Raw genomic sequence first — 19,544 nt, 5'->3', positions numbered from 1 at the left:
GACATGCCGAACCCCGGCCCGGGTCGCAAGCGCGGCGGACGGCCTAGAGCGATGCGACGGTCTTCAGGAAGGCGGCGATCCTGGCCGCGTCCTTCACTCCCGGCGCGCTTTCGATGCCGGAGGAGACGTCGACCAGCCGTGCGCCGCTGATCGTAACGGCTTCGGCGACGTTGGCGGCGTCGAGGCCGCCGGACAATGCCCAGGGCAGCGGGTGGTCGAAGCCCTGAAGCAAGGTCCAGTCGAAGCGGAGACCCATGCCCCCGGGGGAGCTTTGCGTCCTCGGGCACCTTGGCGTCGTAGAGGATGCGCTGGGCCGCGCCGCGAAAGCTGTGCGCGGCGTCGAGATCGGCGCGGGTCTTGACCGCGACGGCGGCCCAGACGGGCAGGCGGGTGCGCGCGCCGATCGCGGCGGCACGCTCGGGGCTGGCACGGTGGAGCTGGATCGCGTCGAGCCGGGCGGCGCGAATCGCCTGATCGAGCAATGCGTCCTCGGGATCGACGAATACCCCGACCCGGCCGGCGCCATCGGGCACGCGTGCGGCGAGCGCGGCGGACTGGTCGAAGGTGACGTGGCGTGGGGAGGGGGGGAAGAAGACGAAGCCGATATGGCTTGCCCCGCCCGCGACTGCGGCGTCGAGCGTCGCGGCGGTGGACAGGCCGCAAATCTTGGCTGAGACGGGCATCGCGGCTGGCAATCGGCTGCGCGGGGCGCTTTGGCAAGCGGAAGTTGGGGCGTGATGCCCTGAGCTGTCCGCAATCCTCCCCCGCGCGGGGAGGATCGTTAAGCCGCTTGCCGGTCTACCGCTCGAATTCTCGGACCAGTGCGTCGAACAGGCGGACGCCATAGCCGCGCGCGCCCTTGGGTATCGTTGGGAGTGATTCCTCGGCGCCATCGACCCCGGCCATGTCGATATGCGCCCAAGGCGTCGGCTGGGGCGTGAGGAAGCCGATGAAATGCGCGCCGCGCCCCGCGCCGGGGCCGGACTTCGTAGTGCCGTTGGCGATGTCGGCGACCTGTGACTCCATGTCCTTCGCGTAGCTGGGGTGGAGCGGAAGCCGCCAGACCGCCTCGCCCGATGCGGTCGCGGTAGTCTGGACACGGGCGGCCAGCGCTTCGTCGCGGGCGAACAGGCCGGCATAATCGTCGCCCAGCGCGGTGCTGACTGCGCCGGTCAGCGTGGCGAGATTGACCAGGGCAGCGGGCTTGAACCGTTCGATTGCGTATTGGTTGGCGTCGACGAGGACCATGCGGCCCTCGGCGTCGGTGCTGATGATCTCAATCGTCTGGCCGTTCATCGTGCGCACCACGTCGCCGGGGCGCGAGGCGTTGCCGCCGGGCATGTTTTCGGCCAGCGCAGCGATGCCGACTACGTTCGCCTTCGCGCTGCGCTTGGCCGCTGCCAGGACACTGCCCATGACGGCGGCGGCGCCGGCCATGTCGCCCTTCATCGCCCCCATGCCCGAGCCGGGCTTGAGGCTGATCCCGCCAGTGTCGAAGGTGATGCCCTTGCCCACCAGCGCGAGCGGAGCGGCATTACCGGCGCCAGTATATTCGACGATCAGCATCCGTGCTGGATGGCGCGATCCGGCGGAGACCGAGAGGATCGATCCCATGTTGCGGCGGCGCATCTCGGCTTCGTCTAGGACGGTGATGCGCACATTGGGCACACCGGCGAATTGCGCACGAACGGCGGCGACGAAGCTGTCGGGCGTCTTGGCGTTGGAGGGGAGGGTGATGAGGTCGCGGGCCATACGCGCACCATCGGCGACACCGGCGAGCTCGCGCGCATATGTCGCCTCTCCGCTCGTCGCCACGATGGTCAGCGGCTGAACGGCGGGGGCATCGACGCTGCTCTTGAGCTTGTCGAAGCGATACTGACCAAGGCTGGCTCCGAGCGCGACATGCGCAGCAGGGTCGGTGGCGGCGCTCGACAGGGTGCCGGCGAGGATTGCGACTGGCTGGCGATTGTCGCGGGTCTCCTGCGCGGCACGACCCCCGAAATCGGCGAGCGCGGCGGCATCGAGCTGGCCAGCGGGTACGCCGATCAGGACGATACGGTGGTAGCCGCCGACGCCGTAGAGCGAGAGCGTCTTGTCGGCGGCAGCCTTGAACGCGGCAGTATCGACCGCGCTGGTGACGGCAGCGCGGAGCGCGGTGGGGACGTGGCTGAGGTCGCCCGGTCCCGCCATCGGGATGACGAGGACCCCGTCGGCGGGGGCGGTGGCGGCGAAGCGGATCGGCCGTTCGGCGCTGTTCTGCCGGTCGCTGGCGCTGACCCCGGTGCCGATCGCGGCGCGCTCCGACTGGGCGAGCGCGGGGGTGGTGGCTAGAATCGTGGCGGCAAGCAACAGGACACGCATCGGCAACAACTCCCTGGTCGGTGTAATATGGTCACATGGTTAACCGGCTAGGGCGATCAGGGCAATTGTCGTTGGTCGAACAACGGTTTGACCAGCACGGTCATAGTCAGCGGGGGATCGACCAGGACCGGGAAGGGGCGGGTCTCGCCCGAGCGGGTGTAGCCGTGGCGTTCGTACCAGGCGATCAGTTCGACGCGACGGTCGATCACCGTCATCTCGATCCGGTCGGCGGCGAAGCTGTCGCGGGCAGTGGCTTCGGCGGCTGCGATCAGCTGCTTGCCGATCCCGCGTGCCTGGATTTCGGGGTCGACGCAGAGCAGGCCGAGATAGGCGAGGCCGTTGCCCCGGCTGGCGACGTTGACGCAGCCGAGGATGGTGTCGCCGTCGAGCGCGATCAGCAACCGGCTGTTGCCTTCGATCAGCGTCGCGAGCGTGTCGAGATCGGTACGCGCGTCGCTGAGCATGTCCGCCTCATGCGTCCAGCCCTGGCGCGCGGAATCGCCGCGATAGGCGCGCTCGACCACGGGGTGGAGGCGGGGGAGGTCGGCGGCGGTGGCGGGGCGGATGATGGTCATTTCTACTCCATCACTCCGGGCTCGATCTGCGGTCCCGTTGTCCTCGCGACGAGGGAGAAGAAGCTGGGCCCCGGGTCGAGCCCGGGGCGACGAATGCGGTCAGAGCGTCGCCTCGATCTCGCGTGCGGCGAGGTCAGGGTCTTCGGCTTGCGTAATCGGGCGCCCGATGACGAGGATCGAGGCGCCGGCGTCGAGCGCGGCGCGTGGTGTGACCACGCGCTTCTGGTCGCCGATCTGGCCGTTCGACGGGCGGACGCCGGGGACGACGAAAAAGCCGTCCTTCCAGGCGGCATGCGCGGCCTTCACTTCTTCGCCCGAGCAGACGATACCGTCGACGCCGGCCGACTTGGCGAGTTCGGCGAGGCGAACGACCTGTTCGTGCGGGTCGGGCGACAGGCCGATCGAGGTGAGGTCATTGGCGTCGAGGCTGGTGAGCATCGTCACCGCGACGACCTTGGTCCCCGTCGGTGCCGCGGCCTTCGCATCCTCCAGCATGGCGCGGCCACCCGCTGCGTGGACCGTGATGATCGCGGGTTCGAGCGGGCGGAGCGCCTGAACCGCCTTGCCCACGGTATTGGGGATGTCGTGGAATTTGAGGTCGAGGAAGATCGGCAGGCCGATGTCCGCCATTTCGTGCACGCCGTGGCGGCCATTCGCCATGAAGAATTCGAGGCCGAGCTTGATCCCGCCGACATGGTGGCGGACGCGGGTGGCGATCGCCTTTGCGCGGGCGATGTCGGGGGTGTCGAGGGCGACGTAGATCGGGCTCATGGCATGACCAAAGGCGGAGCGGAAGGCGTTTCAGCGGCTGCTTCGAGGTCCCCGGGATCGCCCGCCACGACGGGCGCGGGCGGCACGGCGGGAGCCGGGCGGAGATCGTCGACGGTGCGCTCCAGCATCGCGATCCGGCTGCGCATCCGCCAGCGGACGGTGTGGTAGATCGCCAGCATGGGCAGCAGCCCGCCGAGATAGACGACGAACAGCAGGAACGGCAGATTTACGTCAGCGATCAGGCCGCTCCACAGGTGAATCTCGACCGGATGCCAGTTGGTGACTGCGAACGCGGCCGCGAGACCGAGAAGCAGGAACCAGAACAAAGCCTTCAGAAACTGCATCCGCCGCGATCACCCTGTTACCTTGGACCCCCGTCTTAGGACGCGGGGGAGCGCTTGGCCAGACTCAGCCGATTTCGGCGCGCAGCTGGGCGAACAGGCCGGGCACGGCCTTGAGCCGCGGCTCCTCCTCGTCGAGGATCGCGTGGAACAGTTCGCGCTTGATCGTGGTCACGCGGCCGGGTGCGAGGCGCGCACCGGGGGACAGGGTGGAGAGGATAATATCCACCAACCGGTCGGCTCCGTGGAGGCGGCCCCAGAGATAGTCATTCTCACGATAGGCCCGGCTGAAAAAGGCACCGAAATTGTTGAACTGGATGCCCTTGAGCGTCGCTTGCGCGCCGCCGCTGCGGATCGCTGTGGCGTCGTCGGGCGAGATGCGGTCGACGCGGACCGGGTCGAATTCGTTAAGTCCCTCGCCGCGCAGCAGCGGGAGAGTGGCGATGTCGAAGAAGGGGAAGCCAAGATAGGCGAGCAGCATCGGGCGGCGCAGGTCACGCGGTAATTGGCTGAGTCCTTCGGACAACCGCGCATCGGTATCGTCGTCGAGCGTGCGCAGGTCCATTCGTGCGGCGAGTTCGTCCATCAGCGCGCCAGCGTTGCAGTCGGTCGCGCGGATCGATTCGCGCATACCGAGGAACGGGTCGGCGCGCTGACATTCGAGATAGCCGGCCAGCGATTCGTAGATCGCGGTGCGGATCGGCATCAGTTCGGCGCGGCTGTTGTCCTGGTCCAGCTCAGTGGCGCGACGGGCCAGCAGGCGCAGGCGACGGATGCGAAAGCCGAGATCGTGGGCGCGGAGCAGGTCGAGCGTCGCAGGGCTGGCGGAGGCGGGATACTCGACCCCGAAATCGTCCGCGCCGCGCCGGTCGATTTCCGCGCCGATCGCGGTCCGCATTCGGTGCCAGCGATCCGAACCGTGCAGGTCGGCGATCTGGTTGAGATGCGTGGCGATCCGGTCTGCGACACCCTCGACCTTGAGCAACCCGTAGGCGGCGTGCCCGTAACCGGCACGCGATGCCGCCGCCTGTTGTGCGCGCTTGCGCCAGCCGGCGAGGCGCTTGGGCGTCGGATAGTCGAGAAACAAGGTGTAGCCGAACAGCGATTCGACCTGAGCCTCGACCTCCGCGCGGATGCGTTCGATGATGGTCAGCATCCGCTCGATCTGTGCCGAGCGCTGGCTGAGCGATTCGAGATTGTCGCGGATCGGCTGCTGGCGCGGCAATTCGGACAACGCCCCGATGATCGTTCGGAAAAAGCCGGGGCTTTCCTGCGTCGTCTCTCGCGACATACCGATGCTGAGCCCGGGCGTCGGGTCGATGAACACGAAGCGCCGGTCGATCTGGCGGCGGGCGGGCCGTTCGCGCAGTGCGTCTATTGCGGGGCGGAACGGGGCGTTGGCGAGCACCGACCCGTCGATCAGTGGGGCGGTATCCGCCACACCCGCGGCGAACTGGCGGGGCAGAGCGTGTTCGAGAAAGGAACTGCGTCCCGGCCATTGGGTGCCGCGTTCCGCGAGCACGGCATCGACCTCTGCGACTGTCGCGGGCGGAAATGCACCGGGAAAGCTGGACGTGGCGCGCGCCGCAAAGGCCAGTTCCGCATGGTGCCCCAACGTACCGCCGTCATGGCCATGGTCGCTGAACGAGAAGACTAGGCGGTGCTCGGTTTCGACCACTTCGGGCGGGGAATTGAGGCGAAGCCGCTCGGGATGGCCGCGAAAATCGGTAACGGTGACGAACAGGTCTAGGGGCTGTCCCTCTGGCAGAAGGCGTTGACCGGCCGGCGAGTCGCGCATGGTCTCCAGCGCGTCGAGCAGCATGTTCATCAACTGCTTGCCCCCGAAGGGCGGCTCAAACCAGCGCGAGCGCACGAAACGCTCAAGCTTGCTGCGCACCTCTGCCCGCGCGGCTGGCTCCACCGTGCTGTCGACCGCCGAATCGCGCCCGGCGAGCATCCAGGCGATCGGCATCGCCCAGATTTTTGCAAAACGGTGCGACGGGCCGTGGTCGGGATTGAGCAGTGCCTCAACATCCGCGATTTCGAGCCACAGGTCGGTCAGCGGGTCGAGCGATTGGCCGCTGGTCACCGCCTGCGCCAGGAACACGCCGTTAATCCCCCTGCGCTGGCCCCGGCCACGATATCGACCATCACCCGCAAATTGGTCGCGGTGTCGTCGGCTATCGATTCAAGTAGCGCATGATAGACCTTTTCGCTGGCCCCGCTTGCGGGTTCAAAATCGCGATGCGCGCGGCTGGCGCGGGCAAGGTGCCAGATTTCCTTGGTGATGCCGTGCATGTAGATGGCAAGGCTGATCCCGCCGTAGCAGACCAGCGCGAGGCGGAGTTCCTTGTCCTGCACTAGACCCTACCGCTCCGCACTTCGGCCCATACGGGCAGGTGATCCGATGCGGTGCGCGCGGCGGCGCTGTCGTTGACGCCACAATCGGCGATGCGGAGGTCGCGCGACACCATGATCCGGTCGAGCCGGGCGATCGGCCGGCGCGCGTGGAAGGACCGGCCGGTTGGCGCGAAAGCGAAATCCTTACCGAAATCGCGCAGGCAGCCGGATTGCGCGCTCCAGTCATTGAGGTCGCCCATCATCACCGTCGGCATCGCCCGTTCGCTCGACGAGAGATGGGTGAGGATTGCGTGCGCCTGCCGCCGCCGCCACAGTCCCGACAGGTCGAGGTGCATTCCGACGATTCGCAGCACTTCGCCCCGGATCCGCAAGTCCGCCATCACTGCGCCGCGCGGCTCCAGTGCGGGCAGGTGAATGATCTCACAATCGAGGATCTGCGCGTCCTTGCGCACCAGGATCGCATTGCCGTGCCAGCCCATTGATCCCGAGCGGACCCCGAACGATACCGCCTTCCAGGGGCTGTGCTCATCGAGCATGTGGGGGGTGATGACCCCCTGCCGCTGGCCAAATCGACGATCGCATTCCTGCAGCGCGACGACGTCGGCATCGATCTCGCGCAGCACTTCAAGCGTGCGCTCGGGCCGGCGGCGACGATCGGTGCCGATCGCCTTGCGCATATTGTAGCTGGCAACCTTCAGCATCGGTCCTGTTTGGGACGCGTAACGATCAGAGGCAAGCGCGCGATCAGCGGGTGAGCGGCGGCATCGCCATTGGCGGCTGGGTGCGTGCCTCGGCGGCGGCTTCCTGAAGGCTGCGCGCGGTGGCCTCTGCCGCATCCGGAGTCATCGCAATGGCGACTCCGTCCGGGCCGTCGAGGAGGACGAGGCCCGCTTCGGCGCTGGCAACGCCCGATTTTCGATGTGGTTCGCGTCCATGCCCGTGCATCGCCCCGACTTTCCCAATTATTCGCGCTAATCGCGCAGAACGCGTGGTTTCCGCAAAATATCCCGGAATTTTCAGGGGTTTTTGTAGCGTTTCGGGTCACCGCCCGCCTGCTTCGAGCAGGCGGCGCGGGGCGATCAATTCCCAGCTGATCGCGACCCGGTCGCCGACGCGGTCCCAGTCGGTGTCCGGACGGTCGAGATGGATGCCGATCCAGCCCGATGGGCCGAAATAGGGCGGGCGGTAATAGAGGCCCGGCTCCATCTCGATCAGCATCGCCTGTTCCTCGGTCCCGCTGGTCTTGACGATCGCCGCGGTGACATTGTCGCCATGATGGGCGTGCCAGAAATAGGCGAACATCTTGCCTTTGGTGATGAAAAACGCTGGCATGCCGTGGGACAGCTTCTCATCGGCTTCGGGAAGGGCGAGCGCGATGGCGCGAAGCTTATCCAGCGCGGCGCTCGCCTGAGGGGTCATCTGCTGAGCCATTCCGCGACAATGCGGGGATAGAGCTTGTGTTCCTCCGCCAATACCCGTTCGGCGAGTGTTTCGGCGGTGTCACCGGGGCGGATCGGGACTTTGGACTGGCCTAGCACCTCGCCGCCGTCGAGTTCCTCCGTGACGAGGTGGACCGAGCAACCGCCATGGCTGTCGCCCGCGTCGACGGCGCGCTGATGGGTGTCGAGGCCCTTGTAGAGGGGGAGCAAGGAAGGGTGGATGTTGACGATCCGCCCGCGCCAGCGCGCGACGAAATCGTCGGAGAGGAGGCGCATGTATCCGGCAAGGGCGATGGCTTCGACGCCAGCGCTGCGCAGCGCGGAGTCGATCGCGCTCTCATAGTCCGCCTTGGCAATGCCCTTGGGGGATTGGGCGAAGGTCGCGATGCCCTGTTCGGCTGCCCATGCCAGACCGGCGGCGTCGGGCTTGTCGGACGCGACCAGTGCGACGATGTAGGGCGCGTCGGGCAGTCGGGCGGCTTCGGCCAGCGCCTGCATGTTCGATCCGCGACCAGAGATCAGGATGCCGAGCTTGCGTTTCACCCATGCCTCTCCCGCTTGCGGGAGGGGAGATCATGCATTGTGCGTCGCTTCCCAGTCCGCACGGGCGCTCCAGGTTTCGGCGCTGCCCGAAACGGTGCAGCCGCGCTGGCCTTCGACGATGGTGCCGATGCGGTGGACGGTCTCGCCCGCCGCTTCGAGTTCCGCCGCGACGGCGTCGGCCTGATCCGCTGCGACCACCGCGATCATGCCGATGCCGCAGTTGAAGGTGCGCGCCATTTCCTGTGGCTCGATATTCCCCTGCGCTTGCAGGAACGCCATCAGGCGCGGTTGGGCCCAGCTATCGGCATCGACCCGGGCGTGGCAGCCCTCGGGCAGGACGCGCGGGATATTCTCGAGCAAGCCGCCGCCGGTGATGTGCGCGAGGCCGTGGATCGTGCCCTTGCGAAGTTGCGGAAGCAGACTCCGCACATAGATGCGGGTCGGGGCCATCAGCGCGTCGAGCAGGATCACCTCCTGATCGAACAGTGCGGGGCGGTCGAGCTTCCAGCCCTTGTCCGCAGCGAGGCGGCGGACGAGCGAATAGCCGTTGGAGTGCACGCCGTTGGAGGCAAGGCCGAGGATCACGTTGCCCGGTGCGATCTTCTTGCCGTCGAGCAGCTGGTCGCGCTCGACCGCGCCGACGCAGAAGCCGGCAAGGTCATAGTCGCCATCGGCGTACATGCCCGGCATTTCGGCGGTCTCGCCGCCGATCAGCGCGCAGCCGGCCTGTTTGCACCCCTCGGCGATCCCCGCGATGACGCGCTCGGCGACGCCGTTGACCAGCTTTCCCGTCGCGAAATAGTCGAGGAAGAAGAGCGGTTCGGCGCCCTGCACTACAAGGTCGTTGGCGCACATCGCGACGAGGTCGATGCCGACGCCATCGTGCGAGTCGTGGTCGATCGCGAGCTTGAGCTTGGTGCCGACCCCGTCATTCGCCGCGACCAGCAGCGGATCGGTAAAGCCGGCCGCCTTGAGGTCGAACAGGCCGCCGAACCCGCCGAGATCGGCGTCGGCACCTGGGCGACGGGTGGAACGGGCGAGCGGGGCGATGGCACGGACCAGCGCATTGCCGGCGTCGATCGAGACGCCCGCCTGGGCGTAGGTATAGGACTCGGGGTCGGTCATGGGAGGCGCGTAGCCACATCGCGCTTGGATTTCCACGTCCTCTTCGCCAAAAGGGCGCGGAATGTCACTTCGTCCTTCCCCCGCCATCGCCGCGATCGGCATCGCAGCCCCTGCTCGCATCGGCCGGATTCGCCGTGGCACAGTCCGGAAAGGGAGCGGCCAAGGCCGATGCGGGGCAGGAGGCTGGTAGCAGTTCGGGCAGTTTCGAGGTCAGCGGCGTCGACGTCGATGTGCGGGGCAAGAGCGCGGAGGCGGCGCGGCTCGGCGGGTGGCGACTGGCACAGCGGCGCGGCTGGTCGATGCTGGCGAAGCAACTGACTGGTTCGCCTTCGACCCTGTCCGATTCGGCGCTCGACGGACTGGTGACGGGTATCGTCGTCGAAAATGAGCAGATCGGTCCGAACCGCTATGTCGCGCGGTTGGGCGTGCTGTTCGACCGCAATCGCGCCGCGTCGATCCTGGGCGTCGGCGGCACGTTGATGCGCTCGCCCCCGATGCTGCTGGTGCCAGTGCAGGTGTCGGGCGGCGCGCATCGCGTGTTCGAGGGGACCAGCGCCTTTGCCGAGGGCTGGGCGCGGTTTCGCACGGGGAACAGCTCGATCGACTATGTTCGTCCCAATGGGACCGGCCCCGACCGGCTGCTGATGAATGCGGGACAGGTGGCGCGGCGAGGGCGTGGCTGGTGGCGCGCGATCCTGGACCAATATGGCGCGACGGATATCCTTGTACCGACGGTCGAGCTGCGGCGGAGCTATCCTGGAGGACCGGTCACCGGTATCTTCACCGCCGGGCATGGGCCGGACAATGTCCAGCTGGCGCAATTCGTGCTGCGGGTGAATGACGGCAACGCGATCCCTGCACTGATCGACGCGGGCATCGCGCGGATCGACAAGGCGTATCAGGACGCGCTGCGCGCCGGGATACTGAAGCCCGATCGACTGCTCGTCACCGAACCGCCGCGCCCCGAGGTACCGGTCGAGGAGACCGGCGAGGAAGAGCTGATCGACACCGGCGAGAGCCCTGCGGTCGCGACCGGGGCGAGCTTTACCATCCAGTTCGACACGCCGACGGTCGGCGCGCTGACCGGGGGCGAGGCCGCGTTGCGCGGCGTGCCCGGGGTCAGTTCCGCGATCACCACCAGCACCGCGCTGGGCGGAGTGTCGCTGATGCGTGTGACCTATGACGGCAGCCAGGCATCGCTGCGCGCGGCGCTGGAGGCGCGCGGGTGGCAGGTTCAGGAGGGGGGCAGGGGTGCTGCGCATCCGTCGCGGCGGCGGATCGCCCACGCCCGCTCAACCTTCGGTGCCGATTGCCGAAGCGGGGAACAGTATCAGCGAATGAGTCAGCTCTCCCTGCCGCTCGCCCGGCCGGCCGGCGCACGCGAAGACAGGTTCCTGATCGGCAGATCGAACGCCCGGGCGGTGCAGATGCTGGAGCGCTGGGCAACTTGGCCGGTCATGACCGGAATTATCACCGGTCCGCGCAAATCGGGACGCAGCCTGCTGGCGCGCACGATGGTGAAGCGCAGCGGCGGGATGATGATCGACGACGCCGATCGCGCGGACGAAGTGGCGCTGTTCCATGCCTGGAACACGGCGCAGGCCGAACACAAGCCGCTGTTCCTGGTCGCCGAGCGCGCGCCGCCGGGCTGGACGGTGCGGCTCCCGGATCTACGGTCGCGATTGGGAGCGAGCGTGATCGCGCAGATCGGCCCGCCCGACGATGCGCTTGGGCATGACCTGTTGGCGCAATTGATCGACCGTCACGAACTTGTCGCGCCGCCTGATGTAGTGGCGTGGATCCTGCGGCGGATCGAGCGGACGCACCTTGCGATTCTGCGCACCGCCGAAGCGCTGGAGGAAGATGCGAGTCGCCGCAGCAACCGGCGCTTGTCGATTCCGACGGCGCGCGCCACATTGACCGCGGCGGGGCTGCTTCGCGAGCCTGACGCCCAACCCTGAAACGAGGCCCGATGACCCGCGCGCATGCCAAAGCCGACTCGACCCGTGCCGAGGGTGGCGAGGTTCCATCTGCGGCGGCATTTGCCGATGCGCGCTATTTCAACCGCGAGCTGTCCTGGCTGGCGTTCAACCGCCGGGTGATGGAGGAGGCGCGGAACCCGGCCCATCCGCTGCTCGAACGGCTGCGCTTCCTGTCGATCTCCGGCTCCAACCTCGACGAGTTTTTCATGGTCCGTGTCGCGGGGCTCAAGGGCCAGCAGATGCAGGAGGTCGAGGCGCATTCCACCGACGGCCTGACCCCGGCGCAGCAGCTGGCGGCGATCGTTTCCGATGCGGCGGATCTGGTCGATAGCCAACAGGCGGTGTGGCAGGATATACGTGGCGAACTGGCCGAGCGCGGGATCGAGGTGCTCGACGGCGAGGGGCTGACCGGCGAGACCGCAGCTTGGCTGGAGGAGCATTTCCGCCTTCAAATCTTCCCGATTCTGACCCCGCAGGCACTTGATCCCTCTCACCCGTTCCCGTTCATCCCCAACAAGGGGCTGAGCGTGATCTTCGACCTCGTCCGCACCAGCGATGGCGAGGCGGTGCGCGAGCTGGTGCTGCTGCCCGCCGCGACGCCGCGCTTCGTGCGCGTGCCGGGGGACACGGCGCGCTACATCGCGGTAGAAACGCTGGTGAAGCGGTTCGCGCCGGTGCTGTTTCCGGGCTTCGAGATTCGCAAATCGGCGACGTTCCGGGTGCTGCGCGACAGCGACATCGAGCTGGAGGAAGAAGCCGAGGATCTGGTCCTCTACTTCCGCACCGCGATCAAGCGGCGACGGCGCGGGCGTGTGATCCGGCTCGAGATGGAGGAAGGGATCGATTCTGGTCTCGAGGCGGTGTTGAAGGATGAGCTGAGCGGCAGCGAGGCGTTGCTGACCGAGACCGGCGGGTTTCTGGGCAATGGCGATTTGGCGCTGATCGTCGAAGAGGATCGCCCCGACCTTAAATTTCCGCCCTTCGTCGCGCGCTTCCCCGAACGAATCCGCGAGTATGACGGCGATTGCTTCGCGGCGATCCGGGCCAAGGACATCGTGATCCACCACCCCTATGAATCGTTCGACGTGGTGCTGGCGTTTCTGCGCCAGGCGGCGAGCGACCCGGATGTGGTGGCGATCAAGCAGACTCTGTACCGCGCGGGCAAGCAATCGGCGGTGATCCAGGCGCTGATCGCCGCAGCCGAGGCGGGCAAGTCGGTCACCGCAGTAGTCGAGATCAAGGCGCGGTTCGACGAGGAACAGAATCTGCTTTGGGCGAGCGCACTCGAACGCGCGGGCGTTCAGGTCATCTATGGCTTCACCAACTGGAAGACCCACGCCAAGGTGTCGATGGTGGTGCGGCGCGAGGGCGACGGTTTCCGCACCTATTGCCATTTCGGGACCGGCAATTACCACCCGATCACCGCGCGCATTTACACCGATTTGAGCTTTTTCACCGCCGATCCCCGGGTCGGGCGCGATGCGGCGAAGATCTTCAACTACGTCACCGGCTATGTCGAGCCGCAGGGGCTGGAGCTGCTGTCCGTCTCGCCGCGCCATCTGCGCGAAAAGCTGATCGAACTGACCGATCGGGAGATTGCCAACGCGCTGGCGGGCAAGCCGGCGGCGATCTGGGCGAAGATGAACAGCCTGGTCGATCCGGTGATGATCGAGAAACTGTACGAGGCGAGCAATGCCGGGGTCGAAATCGACCTGGTGATCCGTGGCATCTGCTGCCTTCGCCCCGGCATTGCTGGCATGTCGGAGCATATCCGGGTCAAGTCGGTGGTCGGGCGCTTCCTGGAGCACAGCCGGATTTGGGCGTTCGGTAATGGCAAGCCGCTGCCCAATGACGGGGCCTTGGTCTATATCTCCTCGGCCGACTGGATGCCGCGCAACTTCGACCGGCGGGTGGAGTTCATGTTGCCGATCATCAATCCGACGGTGCACGATCAGGTGCTGGACCAGGTAATGGTGGCGAACCTGATCGACACCGAACAAAGTTGGGAGTTGCAGCCCGATGGCCGCTATGTCCGCGACGATCCCGGCGCCAAGCCGTTCAACCTGCATCGCTACTTTATGACGAACCCGTCGCTGTCGGGTCGCGGTGCAGCGCTGGAGGCGAGCGGCGGGGCGGTGCCCAAGCTGTCGCTGCGTCGCTGGCGGGCGGAGCGTGGCGGGTGAGCGTCACGTCGCTCTTGCAGCGCAAGCCGCGCGCCGTGACCGTAGCAGAGGCCCAGCGCACCGCGATCATCGACATCGGGTCGAACTCGATCCGCCTGGTCGTCTATGATGGGTCGGCGCGACTGCCCGCGACCCTGTTCAACGAGAAGGTGATGGCAGGACTGGGTCGCTCGCTGGCACAGACCGGGGCGATCGACGACGATGCCTTGGTACTGGCGACGACAGCGCTGGCGCGCTTCTCAAGCCTGGCGCGCGAGATGGAGGTGGATTCGCTGCGTACCGTGGCGACGGCGGCGGTGCGCGATGCGAGCAATGGCGAGCGGTTGCTGGAGATTGCCAGGGCATTGGGCCTGAAGGTCGAGTTGCTGTCGGGCGAGGCCGAGGCGCTGGCGGCGGGCTATGGCGTGCTTTCCGGGATTCCGGAGGCGGACGGGATCGTCGGCGATCTGGGCGGTGGATCGCTGGAGCTGGTTCGGGTCGTCGCGGGGACAGTGACCGATCGCGTGTCTTTCCCGCTCGGCGTGTTGCGGCTGGAGGCAATCCGGTCGCAGGGCAAGGGGACGCTCGACAAGACCGTCGCCAAGCTGCTCGACGAGGCGGGGTGGAGCAAGCGCGGGGAGGGATTGCCCTTTTACCTCGTCGGCGGGTCGTGGCGCGCGCTGGCGCGGCTGGACATGCATCTGACCGGCTATCCGCTGCCGGTGATCCACGAATATGCGATGCCCGCCGCGACGGTGACCCGGTTGCAGCGAACGATCCAGCAAATGGGCAAAAGCCGCATCCGATCGGTGCCGAACCTGTCGTCGGGGCGCGTCGCGACGCTGGAACATGCCGCCGCGTTGCTGGGATCGCTGATGAAGCATCTCGGCAGCAGTGAGACGGTGGCGTCCGCGTTCGGGCTGCGCGAGGGGCTGCTGTATGGCGAGTTGTCGATCGCGGAGCGCCAGGCCGATCCGCTGATCGTCGCTACGCGCGACGAGGCGCGGCGATCGGGGCGGTTTCCCGAGCATGGTGACCTGCTCGATGCGTGGATCGCGCCGTTGTTCGGTGACGATGACGAGTCGCTGGTGCGGCTGCGCCATGCCGCGTGCCTGCTGGCGGACGTGGGCTGGCGCGCGAACCCGGAGTTCCGGGCGGAGCGCGGGACCGAGATCGCGCTGCACGGCAATTGGGTCGGGATCGACGCGCGGGGGCGGGCCTTGCTCGCGCAGGCGTTGTTTACCTCGCTGGGAGGTGGTCTGGAGTCACCTGCACCGGTGGGACAACTTGCCGCGCCCGACGCGCTGGAACGCGCGCGACTGTGGGGGCTGGCGATGCGGCTGGGTCAGCGGCTGTCGGGCGGTGTCGCCGGGCCGCTGCGGAGGTCGCGGGTCGCGGTCGATGGCGAACTGCTGCAGCTTCATTTGGGTGAGGATGATGCGGCGCTGTATGGCGAGGCGGTCGAGAAGCGTCACCGCGCGCTCGCCGGGGCGCTGGGGCTGACGGCGAGTGTGGCGTTGGGATAGGTCCTGTGCTCCTGCGGAGGCAGGAGCCTAGAGCCGCACGGGAATCGCTCAGCTACTCTGGGCTCCTGCCTTCGCAGGAGCGCATGTGCTACCCGCAGCGCAGCGCCTTGATCGTGTTCACATCGTCCAACTCGACGTTCAGCCGGTCGGAGCGATAGTCCATCGTCACCGCCATGCCCGGCTTGATCACGCGGACGATGCCCGCGCCCGAGCGTTGCTTGGCGCGCTCGATCACCTGCGGCTTGGCTTCGCGACCAACCAAGGGCTGGACGCGGTCGGCATTGCATTCGCGGATACCGGTACCGGGTGCCGGGCGCTCGTAGCTGCACGCGGCGAGGCTCAGCGACAGGGCGATCAGGGCAGCAGCTTTCATGGATTCGGCTCCTCGGTACGCGTCATCTTGAGCTTTCCGTTACGCACGGTGAACCCAAGCTGACCCTCGACGAGCGCGAGCGCGTCGCGGCCGAATTGTTCGAAGCGCCAGCCATTCAGGATCGACAGCCCTTCGCGCTGGCCGGCCGCGAGCGCCTCGAGATCGTCGGAGCGGGCGAGCAGGCGGGCGGCGACATTGATGTCGCGTGCGCGGATCTTGAGCAGCAGCTTGAGCAGGTCGGCGACCAAAGCGCCTTCCTTGCCCAGCGGAAGCTTGCGGTCGTCACGCGCGGGCATTTCGTTGGCGGGCATCGGCTCGGCATTTTCGAGCGCGGCCATCAGGCGACCGCCGATATCGTTGCCGCCCCAAGTGGCGGACAGGCCGCGCACCTTGGTCAGGTCGCTCTGCTTGCGCGGCGGATTGCCGGCGAGGTCGGCGATCGTCTCGTCCTTGACGATGCGGCCGCGTGGCAGGTCCTTGCCCTGCGCCTCGCGCTCGCGCCATGCCGCCAGCGCCTTGAGGCGACCGAGCACTTCGGGTTTGCGGCTGGAGATGCGGATGCGCTGCCACGCCTTGTCGGGGTCGCTGCGATAGTTTTCGGGATCGCCGATCCGCTCCATCTCCTCGTCCAGCCAATCGCCGCGACCGGTTTTCTTGAGCTTCGCGAGCATCTTGGGGAAGATTTCGGAGAGATAGGTGACGTCGCAAATCGCGTAATCGATCTGGCGCTTGTCGAGCGGGCGGCGCGACCAGTCGGTGAAGCGCGCGCCCTTGTCGACGGTGATGCCGAGATAGGTTTCGACGAGGTTGGAATAGCCGATCTGCTCGCCCTGACCCAATGCCATCGCCGCGATCTGGGTGTCGAACAGCGGGTGCGGGGTCTTGCCAGTGAGGTTGTAGACGATCTCGAGATCCTGGCCGCCGGCGTGGAAGACCTTGAGCACATCCTCATTGTTGACGAGCAGGTCGAGCAGGGGGGTGAGGTCGAGTCCCGGCGCCATCGGGTCGATCGCCGCAGCCTCATTGGTGTCGGCGATCTGAATCAGGCACAGCTCGGGGTAGAAGGTGTTTTCCCGCATGAACTCGGTATCCACCGTGATGAACGGCTGCTGCGCGAGGCGGGTGCAGAGGTTGGCGAGCGTCGCCGAGTCTTGAATCAGGCCGTGAATATGCATCGCAGGCCCATAGCCAAGCCCGCGCGGGTTGACAAAGGGGCGTGTGAGAAGGATGCGCGCGGCCTGTTATTTTCACCAGAAACCGTTGGAAACCGCTCATGCACGCCTATCGCACCCACACTTGCGGCCAGCTGACCGCCGATCAGGTCGGCGAAAACGTCCGCCTGTCGGGCTGGATCCATCGCAAGCGCGACCATGGCGGCGTGTTGTTCGTCGATCTGCGCGACCATTATGGCGTGACGCAGATCGTGTGCGACAGCGACTCGCCGGCGCTGCCGGTGCTGGAGGGGCTGCGCGTCGAATCGGTCGTGACGATCGATGGCGTGGTGAAGGCGCGCAGCGAGGCGACGGTGAACGCCAACCTCGCCACCGGCGCGATCGAAGTGTTCGCCAAGGGCGTGACCGTCCAGTCGTCGGCGCAGGAGCTGCCGATGCCGGTGTTCGGCGACAGCGACTATCCCGAGGAAATCCGCCTGCGGAACCGTTTCCTCGACCTGCGTCGCGAGGGGCTGCACGCCAACATCATGCTGCGCAGCCATGTGATCGCGAGCCTGCGCCGCCGGATGATCGAGCAGGGCTTTACCGAGTTCCAGACGCCGATCCTGACCGCGTCGTCGCCGGAGGGCGCGCGCGACTATCTGGTGCCGAGCCGCGTGCATCCGGGCAAATTCTATGCGCTCCCGCAGGCACCGCAGATGTTCAAGCAGCTGCTGATGGTCGCGGGTTTCGACCGCTATTTCCAGATCGCGCCGTGCTTCCGCGACGAGGATGCGCGCGCCGACCGCAGCCCGGGTGAATTCTATCAGCTCGATTTCGAGATGAGCTATGTCACGCAGGACGATGTGTTCGCGGCGATCGAGCCGGTGCTGCACGGCGTGTTCGAGGAATTCGCGAACTGGCAGGGCAAGGGGCGCACCGTCAGCCCGCTGCCGTTCAAGCGCATCCCGTACCGCGAATCGATGCTGAAATATGGCAACGACAAGCCCGATCTGCGCAACCCGATCCTCATTTCCGATGTCAGCAGCCACTTTGAAGGCTCTGGTTTCGGGCGCTTTGCGTCGATGGTCGCGGCGGGCGACGTGGTCCGCGCGATCCCCGCGCCAAACACGGCAGAGAAGAGCCGCAAATTCTTCGACGACATGAACGCATGGGCGCAGGCCGAGGGCTTCCCGGGCCTGGGCTATGCGACGCAGAAGGATGGCGTGTTCGGCGGCCCGATCGCCAACAACCACGGGCAGGAGGGCATGAAGGCGATTGCCGACGCACTTGGCCTCGGCCCGAATGATGGCATCTTCTTCGCCGCGGGCAAGGAGGCTCAGGCCGCCAAGCTGGCGGGCCTCGCGCGCACCCGCGTTGGCGAGAGCCTCGAGCTGATCGACAAGAGCCGGTTCGAATTCTGTTGGATCGTCGACTTTCCGATGTTCGAATATGACGAGGACGCGAAGAAGATCGACTTCAGCCACAACCCCTTCAGCATGCCGCAGGGCGAACTGGAGGCGCTGGAGACCAGGGACCCGCTCGACATTCTCGCGTGGCAGTATGACATCGTGTGCAACGGCATCGAACTGTCGTCGGGCGCGATCCGGAACCATCGCCCGGAGATCATGTACAAGGCGTTCGAGATCGCCGGGTACAGCCAGCAGGACGTGGACAGCAATTTTGCAGGCATGATCAATGCGTTCAAGTATGGCGCACCGCCGCATGGTGGATCGGCTCCGGGCGTCGACCGCATCGTGATGCTGTTGGCGGATCAGCCGAACATCCGTGAGGTCATCGTCTTCCCGATGAACCAGAAGGCGGAGGATCTGATGATGCAGGCCCCGTCGCCGGTCAGCGAGAAGCAGCTCAAGGAACTGCATATCCGGCTGGCTCCGCAGGCGCTGGACAATAAGGGCTGAGCTAAATCCCCGCCAAGCTCCCCTCCCGCTTGCGGGAGGGGCTGGGGGAGGGCATGTTCGAGGACATGCCCAGCCCTCAACGCACAGGCCCTCCCCTGACCCCTCCCGCAAGCGGGAGGGGAAATTGAAGATTGACCTCTCGGATTTCGAGGAGGGCGACGAGGTCGATGACTATCATGACCGCCTGAAGGCTCTCCAGGAGCGCCTCAGCCACATCCAGACCGCGCATATCATCCACAAGCGCCGTGCGATCATCGTCTTCGAAGGGTGGGACGCGGCGGGGAAGGGCGGGATCATCAAGCGGCTGACCGCCGAATGGGACCCGCGTTATTTCGAGGTTTGGCCGATATCCGCGCCGACGCCCGAGGAACTGGCGCACCATTTCCTGTGGCGCTTCTGGCGGCGGCTGCCGGCGCAGCACAATATCGCCGTGTTCGACCGCAGCTGGTACGGTCGCGTGCTCGTCGAGCGGGTCGAAGGCTATGCGAGCAAGGCCGAATGGACGCGCGGCTATGACGAGATCAATGATTTCGAGGCGCAGCAGGCCGAGACCGGCGCGACGCTGATCAAGATCTTCATCCACGTGACCCAGAAGACGCAGGACAAGCGCCTGCGGGAGCGGATCGAGAGCCCGTGGAAGCGGTGGAAGACCGGGCTCGACGATTATCGGAACCGCGCGCGGCGGGCCGACTATCTCGATGCGATGCACGACATGTTCGCGCGGACCAACACGAAGCAGGCGCCGTGGATCGTGGTCGACGGGAACGACAAAAAGGCGGGGCGGATCGCAGCGCTGACCGCGATTGCCGACGCGCTGGAAGCGTGCGTGCCGATGGAGCCGCCCGCGCTTGACCCCGCAGTGGAGACGGCGGCGCGCGAGGCAGGGGTGATCGACTGAAGCGGTGGACGGAA

The 19,544-nt window shown here is 66.6% G+C and carries 16 protein-coding genes and 2 pseudogenes; 5 read left to right on the top strand and 13 right to left on the bottom strand.

All coding sequences use genetic code 11. The features are described from left to right. Positions 1-43: 43 nt before the first annotated feature. The 11 genes and pseudogenes from LRS12_RS17690 to purM all read right to left on the bottom strand — a co-directional run bounded on the left by LRS12_RS17690 (position 44) and on the right by purM (position 9,516). A pseudogene (locus LRS12_RS17690) lies at positions 44-683 on the bottom strand (phosphoribosylanthranilate isomerase). A gap of 115 nt (positions 684-798) precedes the next feature. Beyond that, a complete protein-coding gene (locus tag LRS12_RS17685; RefSeq protein ID WP_257845822.1) occupies positions 799-2,361 on the bottom strand; it encodes a M17 family metallopeptidase in 1,563 nt (520 codons plus the stop codon). A 56-nt stretch (positions 2,362-2,417) separates the two neighbouring features. Beyond that, positions 2,418-2,936, bottom strand: coding sequence for a GNAT family N-acetyltransferase (locus tag LRS12_RS17680; protein ID WP_257845821.1), 519 nt, complete (start codon positions 2,934-2,936; stop codon positions 2,418-2,420). Positions 2,937-3,035: 99 nt separating this feature from the next. Further along, positions 3,036-3,707, bottom strand: coding sequence for an orotidine-5'-phosphate decarboxylase (gene pyrF, locus LRS12_RS17675; RefSeq protein ID WP_257845820.1), 672 nt, complete (start codon positions 3,705-3,707; stop codon positions 3,036-3,038). Next, complete coding sequence (locus LRS12_RS17670) at positions 3,704-4,051, bottom strand: hypothetical protein (RefSeq protein ID WP_257845819.1); 348 nt, start codon at positions 4,049-4,051, stop codon at positions 3,704-3,706. The genes pyrF and LRS12_RS17670 overlap by 4 nt, the downstream gene beginning before the upstream one ends. A 64-nt stretch (positions 4,052-4,115) precedes the next feature. Next, positions 4,116-6,409, bottom strand: a pseudogene (locus LRS12_RS17665) (patatin-like protein). Then, positions 6,409-7,110 (bottom strand): endonuclease/exonuclease/phosphatase family protein, encoded by a 702-nt coding sequence (locus LRS12_RS17660; protein WP_257845818.1) that lies wholly within the window; start codon positions 7,108-7,110, stop codon positions 6,409-6,411. Before LRS12_RS17660 ends, LRS12_RS17665 begins: the two are co-directional and overlap by 1 nt. 43 nt (positions 7,111-7,153) lie before the next feature. Continuing rightward, positions 7,154-7,354: a hypothetical protein gene (locus LRS12_RS17655; RefSeq protein ID WP_257845817.1), complete on the bottom strand. Its 201-nt coding sequence runs from the start codon at positions 7,352-7,354 to the stop codon at positions 7,154-7,156. A 96-nt stretch (positions 7,355-7,450) separates the two neighbouring features. Then, entirely contained in the window at positions 7,451-7,828 is a 378-nt protein-coding gene (locus LRS12_RS17650; RefSeq protein ID WP_257845816.1) for an MmcQ/YjbR family DNA-binding protein, read from the bottom strand. Continuing rightward, a complete protein-coding gene (gene purN / locus LRS12_RS17645; RefSeq protein ID WP_257846179.1) occupies positions 7,825-8,346 on the bottom strand; it encodes a phosphoribosylglycinamide formyltransferase in 522 nt (173 codons plus the stop codon). The genes LRS12_RS17650 and purN overlap by 4 nt, the downstream gene beginning before the upstream one ends. A 75-nt stretch (positions 8,347-8,421) precedes the next feature. Then, positions 8,422-9,516, bottom strand: coding sequence for a phosphoribosylformylglycinamidine cyclo-ligase (purM, locus tag LRS12_RS17640; protein ID WP_257845815.1), 1,095 nt, complete (start codon positions 9,514-9,516; stop codon positions 8,422-8,424). Between the two features lie 134 nt (positions 9,517-9,650). Between purM and LRS12_RS20145 the strand changes: the two genes are divergently transcribed. The 3 genes from LRS12_RS20145 to LRS12_RS17625 are packed head-to-tail and all read left to right on the top strand — an operon-like array spanning position 9,651 to position 15,186. Then, positions 9,651-11,477 carry a DnaA ATPase domain-containing protein gene (locus tag LRS12_RS20145; RefSeq protein ID WP_308223055.1) on the top strand — a complete coding sequence of 609 codons (1,827 nt, stop codon included), beginning with the start codon at positions 9,651-9,653 and terminating at the stop codon, positions 11,475-11,477. A gap of 11 nt (positions 11,478-11,488) precedes the next feature. After that, complete coding sequence (locus tag LRS12_RS17630; RefSeq protein WP_257845814.1) at positions 11,489-13,681, top strand: RNA degradosome polyphosphate kinase; 2,193 nt, start codon at positions 11,489-11,491, stop codon at positions 13,679-13,681. Between the two features lie 35 nt (positions 13,682-13,716). Continuing rightward, the gene (locus LRS12_RS17625) at positions 13,717-15,186 is read left to right on the top strand and encodes a Ppx/GppA family phosphatase (protein ID WP_257845813.1); all 1,470 of its coding nucleotides are present in this window, start codon (positions 13,717-13,719) and stop codon (positions 15,184-15,186) included. An 88-nt stretch (positions 15,187-15,274) separates the two neighbouring features. Here the strand turns inward: LRS12_RS17625 and LRS12_RS17620 are convergent, their stop codons facing one another. Both LRS12_RS17620 and rnd read right to left on the bottom strand, forming a co-directional pair. Next, positions 15,275-15,559, bottom strand: a complete 285-nt coding sequence (locus LRS12_RS17620; protein ID WP_257845812.1) for an I78 family peptidase inhibitor — start codon at positions 15,557-15,559, stop codon at positions 15,275-15,277. Continuing rightward, positions 15,556-16,734 carry a ribonuclease D gene (rnd, locus tag LRS12_RS17615; protein ID WP_257845811.1) on the bottom strand — a complete coding sequence of 393 codons (1,179 nt, stop codon included), beginning with the start codon at positions 16,732-16,734 and terminating at the stop codon, positions 15,556-15,558. The genes LRS12_RS17620 and rnd overlap by 4 nt, the downstream gene beginning before the upstream one ends. A 98-nt stretch (positions 16,735-16,832) precedes the next feature. On the opposite strand from rnd, the gene aspS reads away from it, so the two are divergent. Beyond that, entirely contained in the window at positions 16,833-18,632 is a 1,800-nt protein-coding gene (gene aspS, locus LRS12_RS17610) for an aspartate--tRNA ligase (protein WP_257845810.1), read from the top strand. A 124-nt stretch (positions 18,633-18,756) separates the two neighbouring features. After that, entirely contained in the window at positions 18,757-19,530 is a 774-nt protein-coding gene (locus LRS12_RS17605; RefSeq protein WP_257845809.1) for a polyphosphate kinase 2 family protein, read from the top strand. The last annotated feature ends 14 nt before the right edge of the window (positions 19,531-19,544 follow it).

The organism is Sphingomonas sp. J344 (assembly GCF_024700005.1).
Taxonomy (GTDB): domain Bacteria; phylum Pseudomonadota; class Alphaproteobacteria; order Sphingomonadales; family Sphingomonadaceae; genus Sphingomonas.
Note: the sequence above shows the minus strand (reverse complement) of the source record. Positions and strands in the feature narration are given on the sequence as shown.

Excerpts from the sequence above, each read along its gene's own strand:
- LRS12_RS17685 (WP_257845822.1), bottom strand. The coding sequence starts at position 2,361 with ATGCGTGTCCTGTTGCTTGCCGCCACGATTCTAGCCACCACCCCCGCG.
- LRS12_RS17680 (WP_257845821.1), bottom strand. The coding sequence starts at position 2,936 with ATGACCATCATCCGCCCCGCCACCGCCGCCGACCTCCCCCGCCTCCAC.
- pyrF (WP_257845820.1), bottom strand. The coding sequence starts at position 3,707 with ATGAGCCCGATCTACGTCGCCCTCGACACCCCCGACATCGCCCGCGCA.
- LRS12_RS17670 (WP_257845819.1), bottom strand. The coding sequence starts at position 4,051 with ATGCAGTTTCTGAAGGCTTTGTTCTGGTTCCTGCTTCTCGGTCTCGCG.
- LRS12_RS17660 (WP_257845818.1), bottom strand. The coding sequence starts at position 7,110 with ATGCTGAAGGTTGCCAGCTACAATATGCGCAAGGCGATCGGCACCGAT.
- LRS12_RS17655 (WP_257845817.1), bottom strand. The coding sequence starts at position 7,354 with ATGCACGGGCATGGACGCGAACCACATCGAAAATCGGGCGTTGCCAGC.
- LRS12_RS17650 (WP_257845816.1), bottom strand. The coding sequence starts at position 7,828 with ATGACCCCTCAGGCGAGCGCCGCGCTGGATAAGCTTCGCGCCATCGCG.
- purN (WP_257846179.1), bottom strand. The coding sequence starts at position 8,346 with ATGCAGGCGCTGGCCGAAGCCGCCCGACTGCCCGACGCGCCCTACATC.
- purM (WP_257845815.1), bottom strand. The coding sequence starts at position 9,516 with ATGACCGACCCCGAGTCCTATACCTACGCCCAGGCGGGCGTCTCGATC.
- LRS12_RS17630 (WP_257845814.1), top strand. The coding sequence starts at position 11,489 with ATGACCCGCGCGCATGCCAAAGCCGACTCGACCCGTGCCGAGGGTGGC.
- LRS12_RS17620 (WP_257845812.1), bottom strand. The coding sequence starts at position 15,559 with ATGAAAGCTGCTGCCCTGATCGCCCTGTCGCTGAGCCTCGCCGCGTGC.
- rnd (WP_257845811.1), bottom strand. The coding sequence starts at position 16,734 with ATGCATATTCACGGCCTGATTCAAGACTCGGCGACGCTCGCCAACCTC.
- aspS (WP_257845810.1), top strand. The coding sequence starts at position 16,833 with ATGCACGCCTATCGCACCCACACTTGCGGCCAGCTGACCGCCGATCAG.